24 protein-coding genes are annotated in these 25039 nt (G+C 64.2%); 13 read left to right on the forward strand and 11 right to left on the reverse strand.

Features of this window, described 5'->3' with window-relative positions; all coding sequences use genetic code 11:
* Positions 1–144 precede the first annotated feature (144 nt).
* Positions 145–537, reverse strand: coding sequence for a YybH family protein (locus V7D81_RS15495; RefSeq protein ID WP_324317851.1), 393 nt, complete (start codon positions 535–537; stop codon positions 145–147).
* A gap of 297 nt (positions 538–834) precedes the next feature.
* Here V7D81_RS15495 and V7D81_RS15500 point away from each other — a divergent pair, with 297 nt between their 5' ends.
* Positions 835–1563: a FadR/GntR family transcriptional regulator gene (locus V7D81_RS15500; RefSeq protein ID WP_324317853.1), complete on the forward strand. Its 729-nt coding sequence runs from the start codon at positions 835–837 to the stop codon at positions 1561–1563.
* Between the two features lie 104 nt (positions 1564–1667).
* Here the strand turns inward: V7D81_RS15500 and V7D81_RS15505 are convergent, their stop codons facing one another.
* Complete coding sequence (locus V7D81_RS15505; protein ID WP_324317855.1) at positions 1668–3389, reverse strand: sodium:solute symporter; 1722 nt, start codon at positions 3387–3389, stop codon at positions 1668–1670.
* Between the two features lie 255 nt (positions 3390–3644).
* On the opposite strand from V7D81_RS15505, the gene V7D81_RS15510 reads away from it, so the two are divergent.
* From V7D81_RS15510 to V7D81_RS15525, 4 genes are all read left to right on the forward strand, one after another.
* The gene (locus V7D81_RS15510; RefSeq protein WP_324317857.1) at positions 3645–5219 is read left to right on the forward strand and encodes an aldehyde dehydrogenase (NADP(+)); all 1575 of its coding nucleotides are present in this window, start codon (positions 3645–3647) and stop codon (positions 5217–5219) included.
* A gap of 204 nt (positions 5220–5423) precedes the next feature.
* Positions 5424–6413, forward strand: a complete 990-nt coding sequence (gene araD1 / locus V7D81_RS15515) for an AraD1 family protein (RefSeq protein WP_324317859.1) — start codon at positions 5424–5426, stop codon at positions 6411–6413.
* A gap of 207 nt (positions 6414–6620) precedes the next feature.
* Entirely contained in the window at positions 6621–7547 is a 927-nt protein-coding gene (locus V7D81_RS15520; RefSeq protein ID WP_324317860.1) for a Gfo/Idh/MocA family protein, read from the forward strand.
* Positions 7548–7769: 222 nt separating this feature from the next.
* On the forward strand, positions 7770–9323 hold the full coding sequence (locus V7D81_RS15525; RefSeq protein ID WP_324317862.1) for an alpha-N-arabinofuranosidase: 1554 nt from the start codon (positions 7770–7772) through the stop codon (positions 9321–9323).
* An 89-nt stretch (positions 9324–9412) separates the two neighbouring features.
* Here V7D81_RS15525 and V7D81_RS15530 read toward each other — a convergent pair whose 3' ends face one another.
* The 3 genes from V7D81_RS15530 to V7D81_RS15540 form a co-directional block, all read right to left on the reverse strand.
* A complete protein-coding gene (locus tag V7D81_RS15530) occupies positions 9413–10273 on the reverse strand; it encodes an SMP-30/gluconolactonase/LRE family protein (RefSeq protein WP_324317864.1) in 861 nt (286 codons plus the stop codon).
* 106 nt (positions 10274–10379) lie between these two features.
* A complete protein-coding gene (locus tag V7D81_RS15535; protein ID WP_324317866.1) occupies positions 10380–12188 on the reverse strand; it encodes an IlvD/Edd family dehydratase in 1809 nt (602 codons plus the stop codon).
* A 31-nt stretch (positions 12189–12219) separates the two neighbouring features.
* On the reverse strand, positions 12220–13263 hold the full coding sequence (locus V7D81_RS15540; protein ID WP_324317868.1) for an aldose epimerase family protein: 1044 nt from the start codon (positions 13261–13263) through the stop codon (positions 12220–12222).
* 177 nt (positions 13264–13440) lie between these two features.
* Here V7D81_RS15540 and V7D81_RS15545 point away from each other — a divergent pair, with 177 nt between their 5' ends.
* Positions 13441–14430: an NAD(P)H-dependent flavin oxidoreductase gene (locus tag V7D81_RS15545; protein ID WP_324317870.1), complete on the forward strand. Its 990-nt coding sequence runs from the start codon at positions 13441–13443 to the stop codon at positions 14428–14430.
* A gap of 110 nt (positions 14431–14540) precedes the next feature.
* Positions 14541–15017 (forward strand): VOC family protein, encoded by a 477-nt coding sequence (locus V7D81_RS15550; RefSeq protein WP_324317872.1) that lies wholly within the window; start codon positions 14541–14543, stop codon positions 15015–15017.
* 13 nt (positions 15018–15030) lie between these two features.
* On the opposite strand, the gene V7D81_RS15555 is transcribed toward V7D81_RS15550, so the two are convergent.
* On the reverse strand, positions 15031–16164 hold the full coding sequence (locus V7D81_RS15555; protein ID WP_324317874.1) for an MFS transporter: 1134 nt from the start codon (positions 16162–16164) through the stop codon (positions 15031–15033).
* 101 nt (positions 16165–16265) lie between these two features.
* Here V7D81_RS15555 and V7D81_RS15560 point away from each other — a divergent pair, with 101 nt between their 5' ends.
* On the forward strand, positions 16266–17414 hold the full coding sequence (locus V7D81_RS15560) for a hypothetical protein (protein WP_324317876.1): 1149 nt from the start codon (positions 16266–16268) through the stop codon (positions 17412–17414).
* A gap of 38 nt (positions 17415–17452) precedes the next feature.
* On the opposite strand, the gene V7D81_RS15565 is transcribed toward V7D81_RS15560, so the two are convergent.
* Complete coding sequence (locus V7D81_RS15565; protein ID WP_324317878.1) at positions 17453–18205, reverse strand: ankyrin repeat domain-containing protein; 753 nt, start codon at positions 18203–18205, stop codon at positions 17453–17455.
* A gap of 323 nt (positions 18206–18528) precedes the next feature.
* Between V7D81_RS15565 and V7D81_RS15570 the strand changes: the two genes are divergently transcribed.
* The 5 genes from V7D81_RS15570 to V7D81_RS15590 all read left to right on the forward strand — a co-directional run bounded on the left by V7D81_RS15570 (position 18529) and on the right by V7D81_RS15590 (position 22027).
* Positions 18529–19710, forward strand: coding sequence for an aminotransferase-like domain-containing protein (locus V7D81_RS15570; protein ID WP_324317880.1), 1182 nt, complete (start codon positions 18529–18531; stop codon positions 19708–19710).
* A 58-nt stretch (positions 19711–19768) separates the two neighbouring features.
* On the forward strand, positions 19769–20011 hold the full coding sequence (locus tag V7D81_RS15575) for a DUF6868 family protein (RefSeq protein WP_324317882.1): 243 nt from the start codon (positions 19769–19771) through the stop codon (positions 20009–20011).
* Between the two features lie 7 nt (positions 20012–20018).
* Positions 20019–20447 carry a pyrimidine dimer DNA glycosylase/endonuclease V gene (locus V7D81_RS15580; protein ID WP_324317884.1) on the forward strand — a complete coding sequence of 143 codons (429 nt, stop codon included), beginning with the start codon at positions 20019–20021 and terminating at the stop codon, positions 20445–20447.
* A 75-nt stretch (positions 20448–20522) separates the two neighbouring features.
* Positions 20523–21170 (forward strand): FABP family protein, encoded by a 648-nt coding sequence (locus tag V7D81_RS15585; RefSeq protein WP_324317886.1) that lies wholly within the window; start codon positions 20523–20525, stop codon positions 21168–21170.
* A gap of 62 nt (positions 21171–21232) precedes the next feature.
* Positions 21233–22027 (forward strand): alpha/beta hydrolase, encoded by a 795-nt coding sequence (locus tag V7D81_RS15590; RefSeq protein ID WP_324317887.1) that lies wholly within the window; start codon positions 21233–21235, stop codon positions 22025–22027.
* A gap of 7 nt (positions 22028–22034) precedes the next feature.
* Here the strand turns inward: V7D81_RS15590 and V7D81_RS15595 are convergent, their stop codons facing one another.
* The 4 genes from V7D81_RS15595 to V7D81_RS15610 form a co-directional block, all read right to left on the reverse strand.
* Positions 22035–22610, reverse strand: coding sequence for a hypothetical protein (locus V7D81_RS15595; RefSeq protein WP_324317889.1), 576 nt, complete (start codon positions 22608–22610; stop codon positions 22035–22037).
* 77 nt (positions 22611–22687) lie between these two features.
* Entirely contained in the window at positions 22688–24331 is a 1644-nt protein-coding gene (gene pgm, locus V7D81_RS15600) for a phosphoglucomutase (alpha-D-glucose-1,6-bisphosphate-dependent) (RefSeq protein ID WP_324317891.1), read from the reverse strand.
* 36 nt (positions 24332–24367) lie between these two features.
* The gene (locus V7D81_RS15605; RefSeq protein ID WP_324317893.1) at positions 24368–24664 is read right to left on the reverse strand and encodes a helix-turn-helix domain-containing protein; all 297 of its coding nucleotides are present in this window, start codon (positions 24662–24664) and stop codon (positions 24368–24370) included.
* The gene (locus tag V7D81_RS15610) at positions 24657–24980 is read right to left on the reverse strand and encodes a type II toxin-antitoxin system RelE/ParE family toxin (protein ID WP_324317895.1); all 324 of its coding nucleotides are present in this window, start codon (positions 24978–24980) and stop codon (positions 24657–24659) included. Before V7D81_RS15610 ends, V7D81_RS15605 begins: the two co-directional genes overlap by 8 nt.
* Positions 24981–25039: the final 59 nt, after the last annotated feature.

Here is a 25039-nt window from a genome sequence, read left to right on the forward strand (position 1 = left end):
TGCTGTGGGGGCTCTTGCCTTGCTGTGGGGGCTCTTGCCTTGCTGTGGGGGCTCTTGCCTTGCTGTGGGGCCGGCTTTAGCCGGCCGCTGAAGAGTCAGGCTAAAGCCTGACCTACAGCAGAAAAGACGCTATGCCATTGAGGTTCAGCCGGCCTCCACGGGAACGAGCAGATTCGCATCGCGCGCCAGCAGCCAGCGTCCGTTCTGTTTGGCGAACAGAGTGAGCGTGTAACCGGCGCGTGTCGTCGGCCGGCCTGCGGCGGGCGTGACATCGACTTTGAGTTTCGACCACAGGAAGGCCCAGTCGCCCAGCACCTTGAGTTCCTGGATCTCGCTGGTGCCGTCGATCTGCGGCGCGCCCGCACCGGACTGGGCCTGCGCCGCCGCCGCGAAATCGGCCTTGCGCATGAGATGTCCGGGCTGCAGGAACACCACGTCATCGGTCATCAGCGACAGCACCTTCTGTGTGTCGCCTGCCCTGGTGGCTTCCAGCCACGTCGCCACCAGCGCGCGAATCTCGCGTTCGTCGTCGATCATCTCTTTCTCCTCGGGCAGAAACCGCCGCACCACTACGCCAGATCAGGCCGGCGGGAAGTATCGCCTCGTACCGCGGGAAAGTGGCCGGCGCACGGCCGGGAGTTTTCGTCGTATTGTCTGACATTACTTTGATACGCGACGGCCATCGCGGCCTTTTGCGACGCCCGCAGCGCCAAGTCGCGCTGTTGCCGGTGGTCGGATGCACGACTAAATTAACCGGCCATGGCACGGAAGAAAAAATCCTCGAACGATTCGGCGCCTGCAGCAGCTTCGATCCGATCAGCGCAGAAATCGAACGTGCGTGCGCGCCGCCGGTCGCTGCGCCTGCACGGAACGATCGCGCGCGATCTGGGCATCCTCATCGTCTCGGGTCGCTACAAGCCCGGCGAACTGCTGAACGGCGAGATCGCGGCGAGCGATCGCCTGCATGTCTCGCGCGGCGCCTATCGCGAAGCGGTGCGCATTCTCGCGGCGAAGGGGCTGGTCGAATCGCGGCCGAAAGTCGGCACGAAAGTCAGCCAGCCGGAGCGCTGGCACCTGCTCGATCCCGATGTGCTGTCGTGGATTTTCGAGTTCGAGCCGGACGAGAAACTGCTGCACAACCTGTTCGAACTGCGCCGGATCATCGAGCCCGAGGCCGCAGCGCTGGCGGCGCAGCGCCGCAGCGAAGCCGACCTGGAAACGATGTCGCGCGCCCTGGACGGCATGGCGAAATACACGCTGGCCGAAGAAGCGGGCCGGCTCGCCGACCAGGAGTTCCATTCCGCGCTGCTGAGCGCCAGCGGCAATGCGTTTCTGGTAACGCTCACGACCGGCGTCGGCGCCGCAGTGTCCTGGACCACCATCTTCAAGCAGCGCGAGAACCCGCTCGCGCGCGACCCGGTGCCGGATCATCGCAAGGTGTACGAAGCCGTGAGGGCGTCGGACCCTGCGGCGGCACACAAGGCCATGATGAACCTGGTCGATCTCGCCTTCCTCGATACGACGAATGCGCGGAAGCCGAAGAAGGCGGGGAAAGCCGGCTGAAGCCCGATTTTGCGGGGCCGGCCTCCGACTGTAGGTCAGGCTTCAGCCTGACGCTTCTGGCCGGCTAAAGCCGGCCCCACAGCAAGAAGAAGAACGGTCGCCGATCACCAGAAGTAGATATAGATCCACACGATGATCCCCACGATCACCACCGTGTGGAAAATCTCCCAGAACCCGTAACCATCGCGTTCCTCTGCCAGCTGCGCGGCGGTGGCCGTCTTGTAGGTGATGCCGGCGATCTGCTCGGGCGGCGCCTTCGGCGTGACCATGCTGACGGCGAAGATCACCAGGCAGGTGAACACGAACAGCAGGAAGCTGAAGTACAGCCAGTTGATGTCGACCAGCGTCTGGATGAAGCCGGGCCATTCGATGCCGTACATCTCGTGAGTCGCCTGGAAAATCAGGCGCAGCATGCCCAGCACGAAGCCGGTGCTGATGCCGACCAGGCCCGACTTCGGCGTGACGCCGTTCGAGAAAATACCGAGCATGAACACCGCCGCGATCGATGGCGCGAGCAGCGACTGCACCAGCTGCAGGTAGGTGTAGAGCTGGCCCTTGCCGAGATCCTGCAGGAACGGAATCCACAGCATGCCGAGCACGATGACGCCCGCGGTCGCAAGGCGTCCCACGTTCACCAGGTGCTTCTCCGACGACTGCGGCCGCAGTCGTTTGTAGAAGTCGACGGTGAACAGCGTCGCCGTGGAATTGAACAGCGAGGCGAGCGCGCTCATGAGCGCCGACAGCATGCCCGCCAGCACCAGCCCGCGCAGGCCGACCGGCAGCAGGCTGGAAACCAGCACCGGGAACGCGCCCTGCGGATTGTCGCCGATGCTTTCGAATCCCGGCGCGCCCTGCTTGTACAGCGCCACCGCGATCATGCCGGGCAGCAGGAAGATGAAAAGCGGCGTGAGCTTCAGATAGGCAGCGAAGATGGTGCCGCGACGCGATTCCTTCAGGCTCTTGCCGGTCAGCACGCGCTGCACGATGTACTGGTCCGTGCACCAGTACCACAGGCCGATGATGGGCGAGCACAGCAGCACGCCGAGCCACGGCGTGCTGCTCGGATCGAACAGGAATCCCGGGAATCCCTGCGTTTCCGGCGTGGTCGACAGCGGCCGCCACAGATGCATCGTTTCGGGATTGGCGGCGCGCAGCGCATCCATGCCGCCGATGGCGTTCAGGCCGACGAACAGCAGCACGGTCGAACCCGCGAGCAGTACCGGTACGTGCATCGCTTCGGTCCACAGCACCGACTTCATGCCGCCGAGTACCACGAAGACGCCGGTGATGATGACCAGCGAGAACGCGGCGAACCAGAAGAAATCCGTCTCGCCGAGGAGCGGCAGGTCGACGTGCTGGTAGCCGAGAATGGTCTGGATCGCGAAGGCGCCGGCGAAGATCGTCACCGACGCCTTGGTGAGGATGTAGCTGACCAGGAAGATGACCGAGAGCACCGTGCGCGTCGCCGGCGTGTAGCGTTTCTCGAGGAATTCCGGCGTGGTGAAGATCTTCGCGCGCAGATAGAAGGGCGCGAATACCCAGCCGAGCACCAGCACCAGGTAGGAGTGCAGTTCCCAGTGAGCGAAGGCCACGCCTGAATCGGCGCCCGATCCGGCCAGGCCGATCAGATGCTCCGCGCCGATGTTGGACGCGAAGATGGAGGAACCGATCAGGATCCAGCCAGCGCTGCGGCTGGCGAGAAAGTAGTCCTCGGTGTTCTTTTCCTTCATCAGCGCACACCACACGCAGATGGCGGTGTTGGCGATGAAGTAGAGGCCGACCACGGCCCAGTCGAGCCCTGCGAATGAAACTGCGGTACCGGTCATGCGTGCCGTCCTGCTCGTTGTTGTCGAAACATCCGGCCAGCGCGACAGTCACCGATGACCGGCGAACCCTCGCGTGGTATCCCCCGACCGGCGCGCAGTTGAGCCGCGCCACCGGCGGCGTATGGTAGGCACACGGCCGGTGTTATCGCTACCAGAGATTGCCGTCCATCGACGGGGCGGCGCCTGGCCGTGTTATATTGTCTGAGTTATATAGACACCTGCAACCGGATCGCGGGCCGCAGGCGAGGAGTCGTGATGACCATTTCCGGAGAACTGCTGATCGGCGGCACGCGAGTGCGCAAGACCGAGACCTTTCCCGCCTACAACCCGGCGACCGGCGAAGCGCTGGCGCCGGGATTCAGTGCCGCAGGTCCGGCCGAAGTGGATCAGGCCTGCGAACTGGCATGGTCGGCCTTTCACACCTATCGCGAACTCGATCCCGAACTGCGCGCGCAATTCCTCGAGACTGCCGCCGACCGGATCATGGCGCTGGGCGATGAGCTGCTGCAGCGCGCGCATGCCGAATCCGGCCTGCCGCTGGCGCGGCTCACTGGCGAGCGCGCCCGCACGTGCAATCAGCTCAGGCTGTTTGCAGACGAGTTGCGCAAGGGCGGCTGGATGGGACTGCGCATCGATCCGGCGCTGCCCGATCGCAAGCCGCTGCCGCGACCGGACCTGCGCATGCGCAGGATTCCGCTCGGTCCGGTCGTCGTGTTCGGCGCCAGCAACTTTCCGCTCGCGTTTTCCGTGGCGGGCGGCGATACGGCCGCTGCGCTCGCCGCCGGTTGTCCCGTCATCGTCAAGGGCCATTCCGCGCATCCCGGCACCAGCGAACTGGTGGCGAGCGCCATCACTGCCGCAGTGAAAGCCTGCAACCTGCCGGGCGGCGTGTTCTCGCTGCTGAACGGCAATTCGCGCGCGCTCGGCGGCGGACTGGTCGCGCATCGGCATGTGAAAGCGGTCGGCTTCACGGGTTCGCGCGCCGGCGGCCTCGCCCTCATGAAGATCGCGAGCGAGCGGCCGGAACCGATTCCGGTGTACGCGGAAATGAGCAGCATCAATCCCGTCGTTCTGCTCCCGGACGCGCTGGCCACGCGCGCCGAAGCGCTCGGCAAGGAATTCGTCGGTTCGCTCACGCTGGGCGCCGGTCAGTTCTGTACGAATCCCGGCCTGGTGCTGGCGCTCGAAGGTCCGGCACTCGATCGCTTCGTCGCCTCGGCCAGCGCCGCGCTGCAGGGCTCGGCACCGCAGGTGATGCTGACCTCCGGCATTCACAGCGCCTACGTGAAGGGTGTCGATCAGCTCGAGCAGCACGCCAGTGTCGCCACGCTGGCACGCGGCGAAGACAAGCCTGGCGTCAACTGCGGCCGCGGCGCGCTGTTCGCCATCTCGGGCGACGACGCACTGAAGTACGAAGACGTGATGGCGGAAGTGTTCGGTGCCTCGTCGCTGCTCGTGCGCTGTACCGATGACGCACAGCTCGTGCGCGTGCTCGAACATCTCGAAGGCCAGCTCACCGCGACGCTGCAGCTCACCGACAAGGACATCGCCGTGGTGCAGCGCCTGCTGCCGACGCTCGAACGCAAGGCCGGACGCCTCATCGTCAATGGCTGGCCCACCGGTGTGGAAGTCAGTCACGCGATGGTTCACGGCGGGCCGTATCCCTCGACGTCGGATGGACGCAGCACGTCGGTCGGCACGCTGGCGATCGAACGGTTTCTGCGACCGGTGTGCTACCAGGATTTTCCGGAGGCGCTGCTGCCGGCGCCGCTGAAGGCGGATGCGCCGAAGCGGCCGCGCAGGGTCGATGGGGTTTACAAGGTCGACTAGGGAAGAGTCAGGCTAAAGCCTGACCCACAGGAAGAGGATTCTTCTCTGACTGTGGGGCCGGCTTCAGCCGGCCTCCGGCGTGTACCGGGTGGACTGAGAGGAGTCAGGCTGAAGCCTGACCTACAGGAAGAGGGATGGGCTGATTCCTGTCCGACTGTGGGGCCGGCTTTAGCCGGCTCTTGCCGAGTTGCAAGGGCATGATCGATGTCGCTACGCCTGATACAGCTGAACACATCCGCCGGAACCCGTTGCGTCGCCGCCGCGGATGACGACAGCGCACGCCGCCTCGAAGGCGTCGCAACGATCTACGAACTCGCGCGCCAGGCAATCGCGCAATCGACGACGCTGAATGCACTCGCCATCTCGCGACTGAGCAACGAATCGATCGACCTCGCAGCCGCCGAGCGCGAAGGCCGCCTCCTGCCGCCGATCGATCATCCCGATCCCGCGCATCTGTATCTCACCGGCACCGGCCTCACGCACCTCGGCTCCGCCGAAGGCCGCGACACGATGCACAAGGCCGCCGCGGCCGGCAACGTCACCGACTCCATGCGCATGTTCCTGATGGGCGTCGAAGGCGGCAAACCCGCGGCCGGCGCGGTCGGCGTGCAGCCCGAGTGGTTCTACAAGGGCAATGGCGACAACGTCGTCAGCCCCGGGGCCGCCCTGCCCTCGCCGGCTTTTGCGCTCGACGGCAGCGAAGAACCCGAGATCGCCGGCCTCTATCTCATCGACGAGCGCGGCAATCCGCGCCGTCTCGGCTACTGCCTCGCCAACGAGTTCTCCGATCACGTCACCGAGCGCGGCAACTACCTGTGGCTCGCGCATTCGAAGCTGCGCCACGCCGCGCTCGGCGCCGAACTGCTCACCGGCGAACTGCCGCAGGACGTGCGCGGCACCAGCCGCCTGCTGCGCGACGGCAAGGCGATCTGGGAGAAGCCGTTCCTGACGGGCGAGACCCACATGTCGCACACGCTCGCCAATCTCGAACATCACCATTTCAAGTACGCGCTGTTCCGCCGTCCCGGCGACGTGCATGTGCATTTCTTCGGCACCGCGACGCTGTCGTTCGCCGACGGCATCAGGACCGAGGCAGGCGACGTGTTCGAGATCTCGGCACCGCCGTTCGCGCTCGCGCTGCGCAATCCGCTGCGGCGCGTCGCTGCTTCGGACGTTGCGGTGGGTGCGTTGTGAAGAAAGAAGGTTTCACACGGAGATGGAGAAGAGAATTTCCACGGGGGAAGAATGGGAACACGGGGAGCACGGGGAAAGAAAATTTCTGCTCCGAGACCCCGTGTTCCCCGTGTCCCCCGTGGAAAATTCTCTTCTTCTGCTCCGTGATCTCCGTGTGAAATCCTTTCTCTTCTCCGTGTGAAACCTTCTTCTCTGAAACATCAAGACATGAACAAGATCAAGATCGCACTGGTGGGCGTTGGCAAGATTGCACGCGATCAGCATGTACCGGCCATTGCCGGCAACGCGGCGTTCGAGCTGGTCGCCGCAGCGAGCCCGCATCACAAGCTCGACGGGGTGAAGAATTTTCCGGATGTGCAGGCACTGATTGCCGGGGTACCGGACCTCGATGCACTCGCGATCTGCACGCCGCCGCAGATCCGCTACGACATCGCGCGATTTGCGCTGGCGCAGGGCCGCCACGTGATGCTGGAAAAGCCACCCGGTGCGACGCTCAATGAAGTCAGCGCGCTGGTCGAACTGGCGAAGTCGAAGGGCGTGGCGCTGCAGGCCACCTGGCATTCGCGCGAAGCGGCCGGCGTCGAACCGGCGCGTCGGTGGCTCGCGGGACGCAACGTCCGCAAGGTCGTCGTCACCTGGAAGGAAGACGTGCGCGTATGGCACCCGGGCCAGACCTGGATCTGGAAGGCCGGCGGTCTCGGCGTGTTCGATCCCGGCATCAATGCGATGTCGATCATCACCCGCATCCTGCCGGGCAACCTGGTACTGCGCGATGCGCAGCTGGCCTTTCCATCGAACTGCGAAGCGCCCGTCGCAGCCACGCTGCAGCTCGCCAACGAGTCCGGCACCGACGTGTGCATGGATCTCGATTTCCTGCAGACCGGCCCGCAGACCTGGGACATCGTCGTCGACACCGACGACGGCCGCCTCGTGCTCTCGAAAGGCGGCTCGGTGCTGCGCATCAATGACGATCCGCCCATCGAAGCGCCAGATCGCGAATACCCGAATCTGTACGCGCGGTTCGCAGAACTCGTGCGCTCGCATCAGATCGACGTCGACGTCACGCCTTTCCAGCTCGTTGCCGACGCCTTCATGTGCGGACGACGTGTCGTCGTCGCGCCGTTCGTGGAGTGAAGAATCGGAGGTTTCACACGGAGATCACGGAGGCCACGGAGGGTCGGAAGGGAGAAGAGAATTTCCACGGGGGAAGAATGGGAACACGGGGAGCACGGGGAAAGAAGATTTCCGCTCCGAGACCCCGTGTTCCCCGTGTCCCCCGTGGAAAATTCTCTTCTTCTCCTCCGTGCCCTCCGTGATCTCCGTGTGAAACCTCTTCCTCTTCGATCAGGAGAAGAAATGCGAAAGACGATTGCAGCAGCGATGGCGATGGCATCGCTGGTGGGGATGCAGGCGGCAGCGCAGAGCGCGAAGCCTGTGGAAGTGGCAGTGACGATTCGCGCCGACCAGCCGGGCGTGAAGATCAATCGCAACATCTACGGCCAGTTTGCCGAGCACCTGGGGTACGGCATCTACGGCGGTGTGTGGGTCGGCGAGGATTCGAAAATTCCGAATACGCGCGGCTATCGCAACGACGTCGTCGCGGCGCTCAAGCAGCTGAAAGTCCCGGTGGTGCGCTGGCCCGGCGGCTGCTTTGCCGATGAATATCACTGGCGCGACGGCATCGGTCCGCGCGACCGGCGGCCGGTCAAGATCAACACGATCTGGGGCGGCGTCGAGGAAGACAATTCCTTCGGTACGCACGAGTTTCTCGACTTCGCCGAACTGATCGGCGCGGATGCGTACGTCGCCGGCAACGTCGGTTCCGGCACGCCGCAGGAGATGTCGGAGTGGGTCGAGTACATCACGTCCGACACGAAATCGACGCTCGCCGAAATGCGTCGCAGGAACGGTCGCGAGAAACCCTGGCGTCTGCCGTACTTCGGCGTCGGCAACGAAACCTGGGGCTGCGGGGGCAACATGCGTCCGGAATATTTCGCGGACCAGTACCGCCAGTTCCAGACCTTCATCCGCGCGCCGCGCGACAACAGGCCCGAGCGCATCGCGAGCGGCGCGAACGTCGATGACTACTACTGGACGGAAGTGATGCTGTCGCAGGCCGCGCGCCACATGGAGGCGTACTCGCTGCACTACTACACCGTCCCGGGACGCTGGGAAGACAAGGGCAAGTCGACCGGCTTCCCCGAAGACCAGTGGGCGTCGACGCTCAAGAACGCGCTGCGCATGGACGAACTGGTGACGAAGCACTCCGCGATCATGGACAGGTACGATCCGGGCAAGCGCGTCGGCCTGTACGTCGACGAATGGGGCACCTGGTACGACCCGGAACCCGGCCGCAATCCCGGCTTCCTGTGGCAGCAGAACACGCTGCGCGATGCGCAGGTCGCGGCGCTGTCGCTCAGCATCTTCCATCGTCACGCCGAACGCGTGCGCATGACGGCGATCGCGCAGATGGTGAACGTGCTGCAGGCCATGATCCTCACGGAAGAAGAGAAGATGGTGCTGACGCCGACCTATCACGTGTTCGAGATGTACGTGCCGTTCCAGGATGCGACGTTCCTGCCCGCCGAGTTCAAGTCGCCGCAGTACACGCATGGCGATTGGTCGATCCCGGCGGTGGATGTCTCCGCGGCGAAGGGCACGGACGGCAGGCTGTACGTCGCGCTGGTGAACAGCGATCCGAATCGCGGCGCGGTGCTCACGACGAAGATCGCAGGCGCAACGGCCGGCAAGGTGTCGGGCCGTGTGCTGACGGCGAACGCGATGGATGCGCACAACACCTTCGACCGGCCGAACGCGGTCAAGCCGGCGGAGTTCAAGGCGCAGCGCAAGGGCGACCAGATCGTCGCGAACCTGCCGCCGAAGTCGGTGGTGGTGTTGACGGTGGAGTGAGAAGGATTCTGGCTCTTCCTGTGGGTCAGGCTTCAGCCTGACTTCTTCAGAAGGCCGGCTAAAGCCGGCCCCACAGAAGACAAAGAGGCTCAGCCCGCAAACAGATGCGGCGCCAGTCCCTTCACCCCGCCCGCATCCACTTCGAACAACGATCCGGCGAGCGCCTCATCCGGCTTGCCATCCGCTGCCGACGTTGCAAACAGCCGATCCAGCTTCTCGCCGGCGAACACGACATTGGTGATCTGCGATGCCGGCAGCGGCACGAACCGGTCGCGCTGACCCTCGGGCGTGAAGCGGCTGATCCCGCCGCCGCCCCATTGCGCGATCCAGAGAAAACCTTCCGCATCGACCGTCATGCCATCGGGCACGCCCCACGCTTCGGGGAAGCGGATGAACTCGCGCTTGTTGGAGAGACTGCCATCGGCAGCGACATCGAAGCGATACACCACGCTGCGCCCCGTATCGTTGTGATACATGCGATCGCACGCAGGGCTGAACGCCGGACCGTTGGTGATGAGGTAGTCGCTGTCGTGATGCGTGACGTTGTGATCGGCATCGAGCCGGTACAGCGAACCCGTGACCTGCTCGATCGGCACATCCATCGTGCCTGCCCAGAGGTGCCCGCGACGATCGACGCAGCAGTCGTTCATGCGATTGCCCGGCAGATGCGGCTCGGGATCCGCGATATGCCGCACCGTCACCGGATCGAGCGTCAGTTCGACGAATCCGCTCTGCATGCCCGCAATGAAGCCAGGCCGGTCGCGCCGTTCGACGATCCAGCCGGTCTTCTCCGGCATCGACCATGACGTCGTATCGGCGCTCGACAACACATAGCGATGCAGCTTCTGGCCGATGATGTCGACCCAGTAGACCGCGTTCTCGCGCGCCGACCAGAGCAGACCTTCACCGAGCTGGCAGCGGATCTGGGGAGCGATGAGGGTGTAGGGCATAGGGGGTCAGGCGATAGGCGACAGGCGACAGGCGACAGCCAGAAGGGATCCGACTCAGGCTGTAGCCTGTAGCCTGTAGCCTGTAGCCTGTCCCCTGTAGCCTTCCTCAATGATTGTGCCTCGGCACACCAATCGTCTGCGCAATCTTCTGGTACTTCACCGCGTTCTCCAGCACCGCGCCGGTGTCGGCCTGGCCGATGGTGGCGCGTTGCATTTCCTGCCACGGCGTCTGGCTCGCGGGAATCGGATAGCCGCCCGCGGCTTCGAGCGCTTTGCGGCGCGCGTCGAGTTCTTCGTCGCTGATGAGGATGTTCGCCTCGCCGCGCTTCAGGTCGATGCGCACGCGATCGCCGGTCTTCAGCAAGGCGAGGCCACCGCCCGCCGCAGCTTCAGGCGATGCATTGAGAATCGAGGGCGAGCCCGACGTGCCCGACTGGCGACCGTCGCCGATGCACGGCAGGTTGTGGATGCCCGCCGTGATCAGGTACGCGGGCGGGCGCATGTTGACCACTTCGGCGGCGCCGGGATAACCGATCGGACCGGCGCCGCGCATGAACAGCAGCGTCGCGTCGGTGATGCCGAGCGATGGATCGTCGATGCGCTTGTGATAGTCCTCTGGTCCGTCGAATACGACCGCAGGACCTTCGAACGCATCAGGATCGTCAGGGTTCGACAGATAGCGCTCGCGGAACGGCTGCGAGATCACGCTGGTCTTCATGATCGCGGAATCGAACAGGTTGCCGCGCAGCACCGTGAAGCCGGCCTTCGACTTGAGCGGCGTGTCGAACGGACGGATCACGGCTTCCTCGGCGATGCTGGCGTCGCGGCAGTTCTCGCCGATGGACCTGCCGTTCACCGTCAGCGCCGCTTCGTTGATCAATCCCTGCTTCATGAGTTCGGACACGATCGCCGGAACGCCGCCGGCGCGGTAGTAGTCCTCGCCCAGGTATTCGCCCGCCGGCTGCAGGTTCACCAGCAGCGGAATGTCGAGCCCGTACTTCTGCCAGTCGTCGATGGCGAGTTCGACACCGATGTGGCGCGCCAGCGCATTCAGATGAATCGGCGCATTGGTCGAGCCGCCGATCGCGGAGTTGACGCGGATCGCATTGATGAACGCCTCGCGCGTGAGGATGTCGGACGGCTTGCGATCGGCCGCCACCATTTCGACGATCTGCTTGCCGGTGAGGTACGCGCATTCCTGACGATCGCGATACGGCGCGGGAATCGCCGCCGAACCCGGCAGCGACATGCCGAGCGCTTCGGTCAGGCTGTTCATGGTCGTGGCCGTGCCCATGGTGTTGCAGTAACCGGTCGACGGCGCCGAAGACGCGACCAGCTTGATGAATCCCTGGTAGTCGATCTGGCCGGCAGCGAGCAGTTCGCGCGCGCGCCACACGATCGTGCCCGAGCCGGTGCGCTCGCCCTTGTACCAGCCATTCAGCATCGGCCCGACGGACAGCGCGATGGCGGGAATGTTCACCGTCGCCGCCGCCATCAGGCACGCGGGCGTGGTCTTGTCGCAGCCGATGGTGAGCACGACGCCGTCGAGCGGATAGCCGAACAGCACTTCCACCAGGCCGAGATACGCGAGATTGCGATCGAGACCGGCAGTCGGACGCTTGCCCGTTTCCTGGATCGGATGCACGGGAAATTCGATGGCGATGCCGCCGGCTTCGCGGATGCCTTCGCGCACGCGTTCGGCGAGCACGAGGTGATGGCGATTGCACGGCGACAGGTCGCTGCCCGTCTGCGCGATGCCGATGATCGGTTTGCCCGACTGCAGTTCCTGCAGCGTCAGGCCGAAGTTCATGTAGCGCTCGAGATAGAGCGCGGTCATGTCGGCGTTGGCGGGATCGTCGAACCAGGCGCGCGAACGCAGGCGACGGCCGGAGGCGGAAGAATTCGATGCTGTCATTGCAATGTCACGGTCCTGAAACGGCAGACCTTCAGCGGCCCGCGGTCGAGAAGCGGTAGACGATCACGTTGGTATAAGTGTCGCCCGGATTCAGGCGCGCCGACGGAAAATCTGCGTGATTCGGCGAATCCGGAAACACCTGCGGTTCCAGGCACAGCGCATCGCCCTGGCGATGGATGCGACCGCCCTTGCCGATGCTGGTGCCGTCGAGGAAGTTGCCCGAATAGAACTGCACGGCCGGCGCGGCGGTCAGCAACTCCATCACGCGTCCGGAGGCCGGATCTTCGAGCTTCGCCGCCCGCCGCAGCGTGCCCGCCTCGTCGCGCAGGACGTAGTTGTGATCGTAGCCGCGACCGAAGCGGATCTGCTCGTCGTGGCCGTCGCGCACGCGTTCGCCGATCGCGCGCGGCTGGCGGAAATCGAACGGTGTGCCGGCGACGTTGCGGCGTTCGCCCGTCGGGATCAGCGTGGCATCGACCGGCGTGTACGCATCCGCGAGCAATGTCAGGCGATGGCCGAGAATGTCGCCGCCGCCGGCGAGATTGAAGTAGCTGTGATTGGTGAGGTTGAGCACGGTCGGCTTGTCGGTGGTCGCCCTGTACTCCAGGCTCAGCTCGTTTTTCTCGTTCAACGAATACGTCGCCGTGACCTCGAGCGTGCCGGGAAAACCGCCGTCGCCGTCCGGACTCACATGGCTCAGCGCGACGCTCGCCGGCGAACCGCTGTTCACTGCATCGATCTTCCACACGGCCTTGTCGAACCCTTTCACGCCGCCGTGCAGATGGTTCGGGCCGTCGTTGGCGGCGAGCTGGTAGGACTTGCCGTCGAGCGAGAACCGGCCGCCGCGGATGCGATTGGCATAGCGGCCCACGGTCGCACCGAAGTACTGCGGCTTCGCAAGATATTCGGCCGCCGTGGCGTAGCCGAGGACGACATCACCCGGCTTGCCGTTGCGATCGGGCACCTGCAGCGACTGGAGAGCCGCCCCCAGCGCGATGATGCGGGCGCAGATGCGCCCGTTGGACAGCTCGACGGCGTCGATCGCCGTTCCGTCCGCCAGTTTGCCGAACTCCACAAGCAGCCCCGGATCAAAATAACTCAGACAAAATGGCACCAAACCCGATCGGAGACAAGAGGCTCCTTTCTTCTGTAGGTCAGGCTTCAGCCTGACTCCTCAAGAGGCCGGCTGAAGCGGCCCCACAGGAAGAGAAGAAGTATTCTTCGGCGACCCGTCCGCTTCCCGAGGTTGCCCATGGCGATTGCCGATTCCCTGCGCCGTTCGCTGCGATTGCCCGTGATCGGATCGCCGCTGTTCATGGTCTCCTCGCCCGAACTGGTCATCGCACAGTGCAAGGCGGGCATCGTCGGCGCATTCCCCGCGCTGAATGCACGGCCGGAACCGGCGCTGGAGGAATGGCTGATCCGCATCCGCGCCGAACTGGACGCGTATCGAAGCGAACACCCCGGCCGTCGCGTCGCGCCGTTCGCGGTCAACCAGATCGTGCACGGCTCCAACAACCGCCTCGCCCACGACATCGAAGTCTGCGTGCGCCACAAGGTGCCGATCTGGATCACCAGCCTGCAGGCGCCCGATGCCGTGGTCGAGGCGGCGCACTCCTACGGCGGACTCGTCTATCACGACGTCACCAACATCAAGCACGCCAGGCGCGCGCTGCAGGCGGGTGTCGACGGACTGATCCTGGTATGCACCGGCGCTGGCGGTCATGCGGGCGCGCTGTCGCCGTTCGCACTGCTCACTGCGGTACGCGAGTTCTACGACGGCACCATCATTCTTTCCGGTGCGATCTCCACCGGCGCCGGCATTCTCGCGGCGCAGGCGCTCGGCGCGGACTTCGCCTACATGGGCACACGCTTCATCGCCAGCAGGGAAGCGAACGCCGTCGATGCCTACAAGCAGGCCATCGTCGACAGCCATGCCGAGGACATCGTCTACACCAACCTCTTCACCGGCGTGCACGGCAACTACCTGCGATCGAGTATCGTCAATGCGGGCCTGGATCCTGACGCGCTGCCCGAAGCCGACAAGAGCAGGATGAACTTCGCCAGCGGCGGCGGGCAGAAGGCAAAAGCCTGGCGCGACATCTGGGGCAGCGGCCAGAGCGTCGCCGGCATCCACGACGTGCCGCCGGTCAGCGAACTCGTGGATCGGCTGGAAGCGGAGTACGTCGCGGCGCGGGAGCAACTGCAGCGCGATGCCAGCGGCTGGTCACGCGATGGGTGACACGGAAAATTCCTGACTTCTCATTTTTCACTTCATTGTCGGATCCCGCCTCGCCACTTCGTCATTCTTCCTGACAGCCCCATCCATCGACGCACGAACGGAGACCGACAATGGCCAGGAATGCGATTTGCCTCTGGTACGACGACGCCGCCGAAGAAGCCGCGCGGTTCTATGCCCGGACTTTTCCTGACAGCGCCGTGACTGCGGTCCACCGCGCCCCCGGCGACTATCCGGACGGCAAGGAAGGACAGGTGCTCACGGTCGATTTCACCGTGGTCGGCGTGCCCTGCATCGGCCTCAACGGCGGCCCGACCTTCAAGCACAGCGAAGCGTTTTCGTTCCAGATCATCACCGAAGACCAGGCCGAGACCGACCGCTACTGGAATGCCATCGTCGGCAATGGCGGCACCGAAAGCGCCTGCGGCTGGTGCAAGGACAAATGGGGCCTGTCCTGGCAGATCACGCCGCGCGTACTGATCGAAGCCGTCACCAGTTCCGATCGTGCCGTCGCGAAACGCGCCTTCGATGCCATGATGAAAATGGGAAAGATCGATGTCGCTGCGATCGAAGCGGCGCGACGCGGGTAGCCGGCGTCTGGCTTCAACGAACCTTCATCGCAGCACCGATGAATCCAATGATCGCCATGAACACCGCGGTGATGAAGAAGGCCACTGAAAGCGACCATTGCTGGGCAACGAAGCCGATCAACGCCGGACCCATGAGGACTCCGGCATAGCCCATCGTCGTCACGGCCGGGATCGCGATGCTGTGCGGGACGCTGGTTTGCTGTCCGGCATAGGTAAACATGACCGGGACGATGTTCGCGCATCCCGTTCCCATCAAGGCGAAGCCGACGAGACTGGCGCCGAAGTCGGCCATCCCGATGACCAGCAGCAAACCGGCGCTTGCGGTGATGCCGCCGACCAGAACGGTCCGCGCACGGCCGAGACGATCGACGATGCCGTCGCCGAGCAGCCGCACGACGGTCATCGCCAGATTGAATGCCACGAAGCCCCATCCCGCATGCGACAGATCGACCGATCGCACTTCATGCAGGAACACGGCGCTCCAGTCGAGCATGGCGCCTTCGGCCAGGAACGAGACGAAACAGACCAGTCCGATCAGGATCACCACGCCCCTGGGCAACGCGAACACGGGCTCTCCTCGCGGCGCCCGCTCCGAACGCCACGCGCGCATCGATGGCAGCGCGATCGCGATGGCACAGAGCGACGCGATGATCGTTGTCGTGACGATACCTGCTCCCAGCGACAGCAGCAGCGCAGCGCCGGCGGCTCCGGCCAGGCCACCGATGCTGTAGAACGCATGAAATCCCGACATCATCGAGCGGCCTGATTCACGCTCCACCGCGATTGCCTGGATGTTCATCACGCAGTCCATCCCGCCGATGGCGGCACCGAACATCAGGAGGACCAGGCCGATCGCGAAGGGCGTCGCGACGACGGCCAGCATGGGCAAGGCCAGCACCATGATCGTCGCTGTCGCGACCATCACCGGTCTGCAGCCATACCGTGCGGCCAGCACTCCGGAGATCGGCATGGCCGCCAGCGAACCCAGACCCAGGCACAGAAGCAGCAACCCGAGCGTGGCATCGTCGAGCGACGCGCGTTCCTTGGCGAACGGCACCAGCGGCGCCCAGCACGCAATGATGAAGCCGGGAATGAAGAACGCGGAACGGGTAGCGAGTTGCTGCAGTCGCCGGTGATCGACAGTCATGGACCCGACCCTACCCGATGACGAGGCAACGTGTCCGTTCTTGTTCGTCGCCTCGCGGCCCACTAGCATGCGGACTGCGGCAGCCAATGCAGGCTCATCCCATGAAAAGCGCAACCTCCTCACGATCCGGAAGACGTTCGCCCGCGGGCCTGCTCGCTGTGGCGTGGAGTCTCGCGGCAATCCCCTTTGCTCCGGCCGGCGCGCAAGCGCCGGCAAAGGCCCCGGACAAACCCTGGGTCGTGCCGCGCACTTTCGATGGAAAACCCGACCTGCAGGGCAACTGGAGCAATGAAACCCAGACGCCTTTCGAACGGATGGGCAATCAGGGACCGACGCTGACCGACGAACAGGCGGCCGCGCTCGAAAAGCGCGCTCACGACGTCGAGGAATTCCGCGATCGACCGACGGAACCCGGAGAAGTGGCAGTCAAGGGAGGCAGCAACGAACTGGCGGACGTGCCGGGAGAACCGACATTCGTCGAGCGACTCGCGCAGGCGGCCGGCGGCGTGGTCGGCGGCTACAACGGTTTCTGGCTGGACCCGGGTCACAGAGTCATTCGTATCGACGGCGTCGCGCGCAGTTCCATCATCGTCGATCCAGCCAACGGCCGCCTGCCGCCGCTGACCGCCGCAGCCCGACAGCGCACGTCGGAACGCATGGCGCTGGCGAAGCAGTCGGGCGAGTTCGACGGCCCGGAAGTGAGATCGCTCTCCGACCGCTGCATCACTTCATTCGGATCGAACGCCGGCCCGCCGATGCTGCCGAACTACTTCTACAACAACAACTACACCATCGTGCAGACGAAGGACCATGTCCTGATCATGACGGAGATGATCCACGACGCGCGCATCATCCGGCTGGGAGCCACCCAACACGCTCCGGCGCAGGTTCGTCCCTGGTTCGGCGATTCGATAGGACATTGGGAAGGCGACACGCTCGTGGTCGAAACGACGAACATTCATCCGACGCAGCTGGCGCAGGCCTCGCCGTTGGGACCCTATCGTGGCGCTTCCGATCAGCTGAAGGTGACGGAACGGTTCACCCGCACGGGTCCCGATGTGATCCTCTATCGCTTCACGGTCGAGGACCCGGCGACATTCACCGCGCCGTACACCGGCGAACTGCCCTTCAACCGCATCGACGAGCCGATCTACGAATACGCATGCCACGAAGGGAACTACGCGCTGCCGGGCATCCTCGCGGGGGCACGCGAGGAGGAACGGGCCCGGACGGAACAGAAGAAGCCATAGCGGACGCGTTTCCCAAAGTGGCGAATCAGGGCGGCGAATCAGCGCGCCGCCGTCAGCATTGCCACCATCGCTGCATTGCCGCTCTTGCGGGCGCGCTCCACGGAATTGAGACCATCGGCACTTTTGCGCAGCGGCTGCGCGCCGGCGGCCAGCAGGAGCCGCGCAACTTCCACGCGATCCTGCGCAGTCGACTGCGACCACACCGGCGCGCGAGCGACGGCGTAGTCGATCGCGGTGAACCTGCCGTCGTTGGCGAAGTTGGGCGAAGCGCCGGCATCGAGCAGCACCTTCGCCACGTCCGGCGCACCCGCTTCTGCGGCGATCATGAGCGCGGAAACACGCGTGGGGCCGCGGCTCACCATCACATCGAAATCCGGATGACTCGCTGCGATCAGTCGCAGCACGATCATCGCCTCGGCGCGCTTCGCGGGTTCGGGTTCGTCGACGCGGCCAGTGAGCCGTGCACCGTTCATGGCAAAGAAGGCCGCGGTCAACGCGTTGCCGATCGCACCGTCGACCGCACGCCGGTTCGGATCTGCGCCGTGCTCCAGCAACAGCTTGACGGCCAGCGGCTTGGTCGACATCGCCGCAACGATCAGCGGCGTGCGTCCGTCGCCCAGATCGGCGTTCACGTCGGCACCGGCCTGAATGGCCGAACGCGCCAGCGCGACATCACTCGACACGATCGCGATGGACAACTGTTCGTTGGCCGACGCATGCGCGACCGCACGGGGGGCGACAGTCGCAGCGAGAATCAGCGCGATGAAGATAGGCAGGAAGGTTGAACGCACGGGAAGCTCCATACATCGACGAGGGGACTGTATGCATGATCGATGCGGCGGCGCATCGATGCATCGCCCGGAGGAGCCACGGCGCGCAGGCCGCCGGAGCCAGCGTCCGGTTCCCCTTCTTCCTGTGGGGCCGGCTTCAGCCGGCCAGACTAACGAGTCAGGCTGAAGCCTGACCTACAGAAGCCTGACCTACACAAGAGGCAGATGAGCGTTGTACACACTCGCTCTGCGCCACTGTACCGGCGCAGGCGCCGCGATTCTGGCGCTACGTCCCGGCGCGACTCTCCCGTAAGCTGCCCGCTTACCCTCTCCTGAGCGATCCCATGACCTGGACTCTCTCGCAGCGCGCGCAAAAGCTCACCAGCTCGGCCATCCGCGAAATCCTCAAAGTCACCGAACGGCCCGACGTGATTTCCTTCGCCGGCGGTCTGCCTTCCGCGGCGACGTTTCCGGTCGAGCAGATTCGTCGTGCCTGCGATTCGATCCTCACGCAGGCGCCGTCGCCGGCATTGCAGTACGGGCCGACGGAAGGCTACCTGCCGCTGCGCGAGTGGGTCGTGCAGCGTCACGCCCGCCACGGCGTTCGCATCGATGTCGATCAGGTGATGATCACGACAGGCTCGCAGCAGGCGCTCGATCTGCTCGGCAAGGTGCTGATCGATGTCGACAGCCGCGTGCTGGTGGAAACACCGACGTACCTCGGTGCGCTGCAATCGTTCTCGCTGTCGGAGCCGGCGTTCGTGTCCGTGCCGTCGGACGATCAGGGACCGCTCACGACCGCGATGACCCGCGAGCTCACCGACGGCGGACGCTTCATGTATTGCCTGCCGAATTTCCAGAATCCCACCGGCCGGCGCATGCCGGTGCAGCGTCGCAAGGATCTGATCGAGACGGCGGCGCAAGCCGGCCTGCTGCTGGTCGAAGACGATCCCTACGGCGCGCTTTCGTATCGCGGCGAACAATTGCCGAGCCTGTGGTCGATGAATCCGGATGGCGTCGTGCACATGGGATCGTTCTCGAAGGTGTTCGCGCCTGGCCTGCGCGTCGGCTACCTGATCGCGCCGACCGAACTGGCGCGCAAACTGGTGCAGGCCAAACAGGCCGCCGATCTGCACACCCCCAGTTTCACGCAGCGCATCGTGCACGAAGTCATCAAGGACGGTTTTCTCGACCAGCACATTCCGAAGATCCGCGAACTCTATGCGCATCAGTGCCGCACCATGCTCGATGCCATGCAGCAGCACTTCCCGCAGGGCTGCGCCTGGAACGAGCCCGAAGGCGGCATGTTCATCTGGGTGCGGCTGCCGCAACACATCGACACGATGCAGCTCCTCGACAAGGCCATCGCCGAGGAAAAGATCGCCTTCGTCCCCGGCGCACCGTTCTTCGCCAACGATCCGCAGCACAACACCCTGCGGCTGTCGTTCGTCACGGTGCCGAAGGAGAAGATCGAAGACGGCATCGCACGGCTCGGCAGGCTGATTGCGCGCGAATGCGCCCGGTGATACGAATCCTCCTGGCCCGACACCCTTCCAGGCGAAATCCGTTCCGGAGAACATCGTGATGAATGTCGACTTCGTCCATCGCTTCCTGCTCTGGTCGCTGGCGCTCAACTACGCCGTCCTGTTCGTCTGGTTTTTCGTGTTCGTTTTCGCGCGAGGCTGGCTGCAGCGCCTGCACGGCCGATGGTTCCGGCTGTCGGACGCCTCGTTCGATGCCATCCACTACGGCGGCATGGCGGCATACAAGCTCGCGATTCTGTTCTTCAACCTCGTGCCGTTTGTGGTCCTCTGCCTTGCCGGCTGATGCGTAGATGCGCCTGTGGTCGCTGCATCCCAGGTATCTCGACCCTCAAGGTCTCGTCGCACTCTGGCGCGAAACGTTGCTGGCGCAGGCCGTGCTGCGCGGAGAGACGCGCGGCTATCGCCATCATCCGCAGCTCGACCGTTTCCGGAATCACCCTGCGCCGCTCTCGGCCATCTCGCTGTATCTGCGGGCCATTCACGCAGAGTCCGTGGCTCGCGGTTACTCGTTCGACGAACGCAAGATCAGGCCAGCTCGCCGGCGCGCAAGCCTTGCCGTGACCACCGGTCAGATGTCGTATGAATGGAAGCATCTGCTGGGCAAGCTGAAACAACGCAGCCCGGCACTTCATCGGCAATGGCGAACCACGGAAACACCGCAACCTCATCCGCTGTTCAAAGTGCGGGCCGGTGAGGTCGAGTCGTGGGAACGTCCGTGATGTAAATCAGGACGTTGTTCTTCCGCGATCCGGATGGCAATGTGCTGAAGATCTACGCAGAGATCCGACCAGCGCATGGAAAATTTCCCCAGGGACATCTACACCGAACCCGAACCGGACGTCGACACGCTCGCGAATCTGGGGCCGCTCACCGCCATGGCGGGTATCTGGACGGGCACGCAGGGCCTCGACGTCAATCCGAAAGCCGATGGTCCCGAAAGACAGGGCTTTATCGAGCACATGGAACTGCAGCCGATCGATGCACAGACCAACGGACCGCAACTGTTCTACGGCTTGCGATACCACACGCGGATCGTCAAACCCGACGACGTCGAGACCTTCCACGACCAGGTGGGTTACTGGCTCTGGGAACCGGCGACGGGCACCGTGATCCAGACGCTCTCGATTCCGCGTGGACAGGCGGCGATGGCCGTGGGCCGCGCCGCGGCGGACGCAAAGACCTTCCAGCTTCAGGCAGTGCGCGGGTCCGAAACGAATGGAATCGTGTCGAACCCCTTCCTGGAATACGCCTTCAGGACCGAGAGCTACACCATCACGGTGTCGATCAACGCCGACGGAACCTGGTCCTACGAACAGGACACCGTGCTGATCGTTCCCGGACTGGCAGAACCCTTCCACCATACCGATCGCAACACGCTGCGGAAGATCGGCGCGCCGACGCCGAATCCGACGGCGCGGGCGGCGGCGAAGCTCGGGAAGTAGTGTGCCCGCACAATGACGCACATCGGGTTCGCGCGGCAGCAGTGACGGATTCGAAACGCTCCATGAAGCCAGTTCTCCAGTTCCTCGCATTCGGCGTCCTGATCGCCGGCGGAATCTACGCGGCGATCTGCGGGCTTCTGTACGTCTCCCAGCGCTCCTACATCTACTATCCCGTTGCTCGTACCGTCGACGTGCCGTCTTTCGTTCTTCAACGGGATGACGCACGGATCGTCGTCTCTTTCAACGACGTTGCGAGCAGCGACGCGGTTCTGTACTTCGGCGGAAATGCCGAGGATGTCTCGGGAACCATCGGCTCGCTGAGCCGGGCTTTCCCTGGCGCCGCCGTCTACGCAATGCACTACCGCAGCTATGGCGGCAGCGGCGGATCGCCGTCCGAACGCGCGCTGATCGACGACGCAGGCGCGCTCTACGATCTGATTGCGAAGACGCACCCGAAGATTCTCGTCATCGGGCGCAGTCTCGGCAGCGGGATCGCGGTCCAGATCGCCGCTTCGAAACGCATCGACCGGCTGGTACTCGTCACGCCCTACGACAGTCTCGCCGAACTTGCCCGCAGGCAGTTCCGGCTGTTTCCTGTGCGGCTCCTCCTGCGGGACAAGTACGAATCCTGGCGTTACGCGAGCCGCGTGTCGGTTCCGACGACGATCGTGGTCGCCGGAAACGACTGGATCATCCCCAACGACAGTTCCAAAAGACTCGCCGCGGCGTTTCCGCCCGGGATAGTCGCCTTCGTACGCATCCCGGCTGCCGATCACAACAATGTGTCGGACTTTCCTCGATACCTGCAGGCGCTGTCGGGAGAATCGGCGCCCACGGATTCCTCTGCGCTGGAATGACCGCCGGCTACGGCAGCGCCGACGCCAACGCGCCGAGTTGCGCGCGTCCATCGCTGAACAGTGCATACGCCGTGCGCTGATCGCCAACCGTCAGATTCGCGACGAGGCCGCTCGCGCCGGCGACACGACGCAACGTTGCGGTGTCGGTGGGGAAGTACCACCACTGCGACGATTTCGAGAACTCTGGAGCGATCGGACCGGACAGGCCGAGCTTGCGCAGGTCTTCATCGGTCGAACGCAACTCGACGGCGCCCTCGCCGGTTTGCAGTTCCAATACGGCAGTTACGCTGGCGCCCTTGTCGCCGAGCCATTTCTGGACGACGAAGTACTGCTGATGACTGCCCATGCGATTGACGTCGATGCCGTACAGCTCGAGGTAGTCGCGATTGCCGGTGGCGCCGAATTCGCTGCGGGGACGATCGACGCGCGCCGCCAGGGACGATGTGCCGACGAAGATCACGGGCTCGGCGACGACGGTGATGGTGGCGGCAGTCTGTTCGTCGAGGAATTCGCGGGGCGCAACGCCGGGAGTGGCGCAGGCGTTCAGGAACGTGGCGAAAACCAGAATGGCTATTGCTCGCATGGTGGATGCCCCTGCTGTTGTTCCAAGACGGCCCCATCCGACCTTCCCCCGCCCGCGGGGGAAGGGATCAGAAGAACTCAACCGAGCGCCGCGTTGACCACCTGCTGCGCTTCTTCCAGCACCTGGCGCAGATGATCCTCGCCGAGAAAACTTTCGCCGTAGACCTTGTAGATGTTCTCGGTACCCGACGGCCGCGCCGCGAACCAGGCGTTCTTCGTCATCACCTTGATACCGCCCAGGCCGGCATTGTTGCCTGGTGCGCGATCCAGCACCGCTTCGATCTTCTCGCCGGCCATGGCGCTGGCGGTCACCTGCGCCGGCGACAGCTTCGAGAGCTTCTGTTTCTGCTCCGGCGTCGCAGGCGCATCGACACGATCCGACGACGGCGCACCGAACTGCTCCGTCAGCTTGACGTAGTACTCGCCCGGATCGCTGCCGGTGCGCGCGGTGATCTCCGCCGACAGCAGCGCGGGCGCGAGACCGTCCTTGTCCGTGGTCCACACGCCGCCGTCGCGACGCAGGAAGGAGGCGCCGGCACTCTCTTCGCCGCCGAAACCGAGCGCACCGCTCACCAGGCCATCGACGAACCACTTGAAGCCGACCGGCACTTCGTAAAGCCCGCGGCCGCGATTGGCGGCGACGCGATCGATCATGCTGCTGCTGACCAGCGTCTTGCCGACCGCGCTGTCGGCGCGCCATTGCGGCCGGTTCTGGAACAGGTAGTCGATCATGACGGCGAGATACTGGTTCGGCAGCATCAGGCCGCAGCTCGCGGCGACGATGCCGTGGCGGTCGTGATCGGTATCGCAGGCGAAGGCGATGTCGTAGCGGTCCTTCATGCCGATGAGCCGCTGCATGGCATGCGAGGACGACGGATCCATGCGAATCTTCCCGTCCCAGTCGGCCGTCATGAAACGGAAGGTCGGATCGACTTCGGTGCTGATGATGTCGAGCGGCAGTCTGTACTGCTCGGCGATGCGCCCCCAGTAATTCACGCCGGCGCCGCCGAGCGGATCGACGCCCATGCGCAGACCGGCGCCGCGGATCACTTCGAAGTCGATGACGTTGGCGAGATCGTCGACATAGGTGCCGAGGAAATCGTATTCGCGCGTGGTCGACGCAGCGCGCGCCTGAGCGAGCGTCACCCTACGCACATCTTTCAATCCCGCTTCGATGATCGCGTTGGCGCGCTGCTCGATCCACTTGGTGACGTCGGTGTCGGCCGGGCCGCCGTTCGGCGGGTTGTACTTGAAGCCGCCGCCATCCGGCGGATTGTGCGAAGGCGTGATGACGATGCCGTCTGCCAGGCCACGCTCGCGGCCGCGATTGAAGACGAGGATGGCCTGCGAGATGGCCGGCGTCGGCGTGTACTCGTCCTTCGCCGCAATGCGGGTTTCGACGTGATTCGCCGCGAGCACTTCGAGCGCACTCGCGAACGCCGGCGCGGACAGCGCGTGCGAATCGAAGCCGAGGAACAACGGACCGTCGATGTCCTTCGACTTGCGGTACTCGCAGATCGCCTGGCTGATCGCAAGCACGTGCGCTTCGTTGAAGCTGCCATCGAACGAGACGCCACGATGCCCGGAGGTGCCAAAGGCCACGCGTTGTGCGGGAACGGTGACGTCCGGTTTGACGGCGTAATACGCCGTGATGAGCTTCGGGATATCGACGAGCAGGTTGTGCGGCAGAAGCTTGCCGGCGAGCGGGCTAAGGCGGGTCATGGATTGATCCGGGAAATGGTATCGGGTGAGAAGCGGCTACGCGGCTCTGGCCAGTTTGATCTGTGGCCGCAGTCCTGCGCGTGCGGCAAGGATGAGCAGCATGTCGAGACTGAATTTCTCCCATTTACTCCGGGTGAGATCGCTCACCCTGGATTGGGTTATCTGCAATTCGGCGGCCGCCTGCTGCTGGGTCCATTTGTTCTTTTCGATCAGCAATCGCAGTTGGCTCATCAGATCGGCACGCATGGCGAGAATCATCGCTTCCTCTGGCGGAAAGCCAAGATCCGCAAACACGTTTCCGCCGGATCGTTTCGATTTTTTTTCCTTACTCATGAAGCTTCCTCACAAATCCGAGACGGCGGCGCGCGATCTCGATATCACCCTTCGATGTTGCCTGTGTCTTCTTGGCAAACGCGTGCAAAACGTATACGGCTCCGGCGCGCCTGGCGCAAAACATCACGCGCCATTCGCCGCGCACATGAACTCTCAGCTCGAAACAGCCGGGCCCGACGATGGGCATCGGCTTGAAATCCCTCGGCATGAAACCCATCTGGACCTGCCATAAATCGAACCCTGCCTCCCGTCGTGCCGGCTCCGGGAAGCCTTTCAGTTCCTCCAACGACGTTCCCATGAAAATCAGTGGCTTCATGCCATGACGCTCCCTGTCTGACCGCGACTATATAAATACTTCGATACCCAGGCAATCTC

It is taken from the genome of Povalibacter sp., assembly GCF_036735925.1.
In the GTDB taxonomy this organism is placed as follows: domain Bacteria; phylum Pseudomonadota; class Gammaproteobacteria; order Steroidobacterales; family Steroidobacteraceae; genus Steroidobacter.

Excerpts from the sequence above, each read along its gene's own strand:
- V7D81_RS15495 (WP_324317851.1), bottom strand. The coding sequence starts at position 537 with ATGATCGACGACGAACGCGAGATTCGCGCGCTGGTGGCGACGTGGCTG.
- V7D81_RS15505 (WP_324317855.1), bottom strand. The coding sequence starts at position 3,389 with ATGACCGGTACCGCAGTTTCATTCGCAGGGCTCGACTGGGCCGTGGTC.
- V7D81_RS15510 (WP_324317857.1), top strand. The coding sequence starts at position 3,645 with ATGACCATTTCCGGAGAACTGCTGATCGGCGGCACGCGAGTGCGCAAG.
- araD1 (WP_324317859.1), top strand. The coding sequence starts at position 5,424 with ATGTCGCTACGCCTGATACAGCTGAACACATCCGCCGGAACCCGTTGC.
- V7D81_RS15520 (WP_324317860.1), top strand. The coding sequence starts at position 6,621 with ATGAACAAGATCAAGATCGCACTGGTGGGCGTTGGCAAGATTGCACGC.
- V7D81_RS15525 (WP_324317862.1), top strand. The coding sequence starts at position 7,770 with ATGCGAAAGACGATTGCAGCAGCGATGGCGATGGCATCGCTGGTGGGG.
- V7D81_RS15530 (WP_324317864.1), bottom strand. The coding sequence starts at position 10,273 with ATGCCCTACACCCTCATCGCTCCCCAGATCCGCTGCCAGCTCGGTGAA.
- V7D81_RS15535 (WP_324317866.1), bottom strand. The coding sequence starts at position 12,188 with ATGACAGCATCGAATTCTTCCGCCTCCGGCCGTCGCCTGCGTTCGCGC.
- V7D81_RS15545 (WP_324317870.1), top strand. The coding sequence starts at position 13,441 with ATGGCGATTGCCGATTCCCTGCGCCGTTCGCTGCGATTGCCCGTGATC.
- V7D81_RS15550 (WP_324317872.1), top strand. The coding sequence starts at position 14,541 with ATGGCCAGGAATGCGATTTGCCTCTGGTACGACGACGCCGCCGAAGAA.
- V7D81_RS15555 (WP_324317874.1), bottom strand. The coding sequence starts at position 16,164 with ATGACTGTCGATCACCGGCGACTGCAGCAACTCGCTACCCGTTCCGCG.
- V7D81_RS15560 (WP_324317876.1), top strand. The coding sequence starts at position 16,266 with ATGAAAAGCGCAACCTCCTCACGATCCGGAAGACGTTCGCCCGCGGGC.
- V7D81_RS15570 (WP_324317880.1), top strand. The coding sequence starts at position 18,529 with ATGACCTGGACTCTCTCGCAGCGCGCGCAAAAGCTCACCAGCTCGGCC.
- V7D81_RS15575 (WP_324317882.1), top strand. The coding sequence starts at position 19,769 with ATGAATGTCGACTTCGTCCATCGCTTCCTGCTCTGGTCGCTGGCGCTC.
- V7D81_RS15580 (WP_324317884.1), top strand. The coding sequence starts at position 20,019 with ATGCGCCTGTGGTCGCTGCATCCCAGGTATCTCGACCCTCAAGGTCTC.
- V7D81_RS15585 (WP_324317886.1), top strand. The coding sequence starts at position 20,523 with ATGGAAAATTTCCCCAGGGACATCTACACCGAACCCGAACCGGACGTC.
- V7D81_RS15590 (WP_324317887.1), top strand. The coding sequence starts at position 21,233 with ATGAAGCCAGTTCTCCAGTTCCTCGCATTCGGCGTCCTGATCGCCGGC.
- V7D81_RS15595 (WP_324317889.1), bottom strand. The coding sequence starts at position 22,610 with ATGCGAGCAATAGCCATTCTGGTTTTCGCCACGTTCCTGAACGCCTGC.
- pgm (WP_324317891.1), bottom strand. The coding sequence starts at position 24,331 with ATGACCCGCCTTAGCCCGCTCGCCGGCAAGCTTCTGCCGCACAACCTG.
- V7D81_RS15605 (WP_324317893.1), bottom strand. The coding sequence starts at position 24,664 with ATGAGTAAGGAAAAAAAATCGAAACGATCCGGCGGAAACGTGTTTGCG.
- V7D81_RS15610 (WP_324317895.1), bottom strand. The coding sequence starts at position 24,980 with ATGAAGCCACTGATTTTCATGGGAACGTCGTTGGAGGAACTGAAAGGC.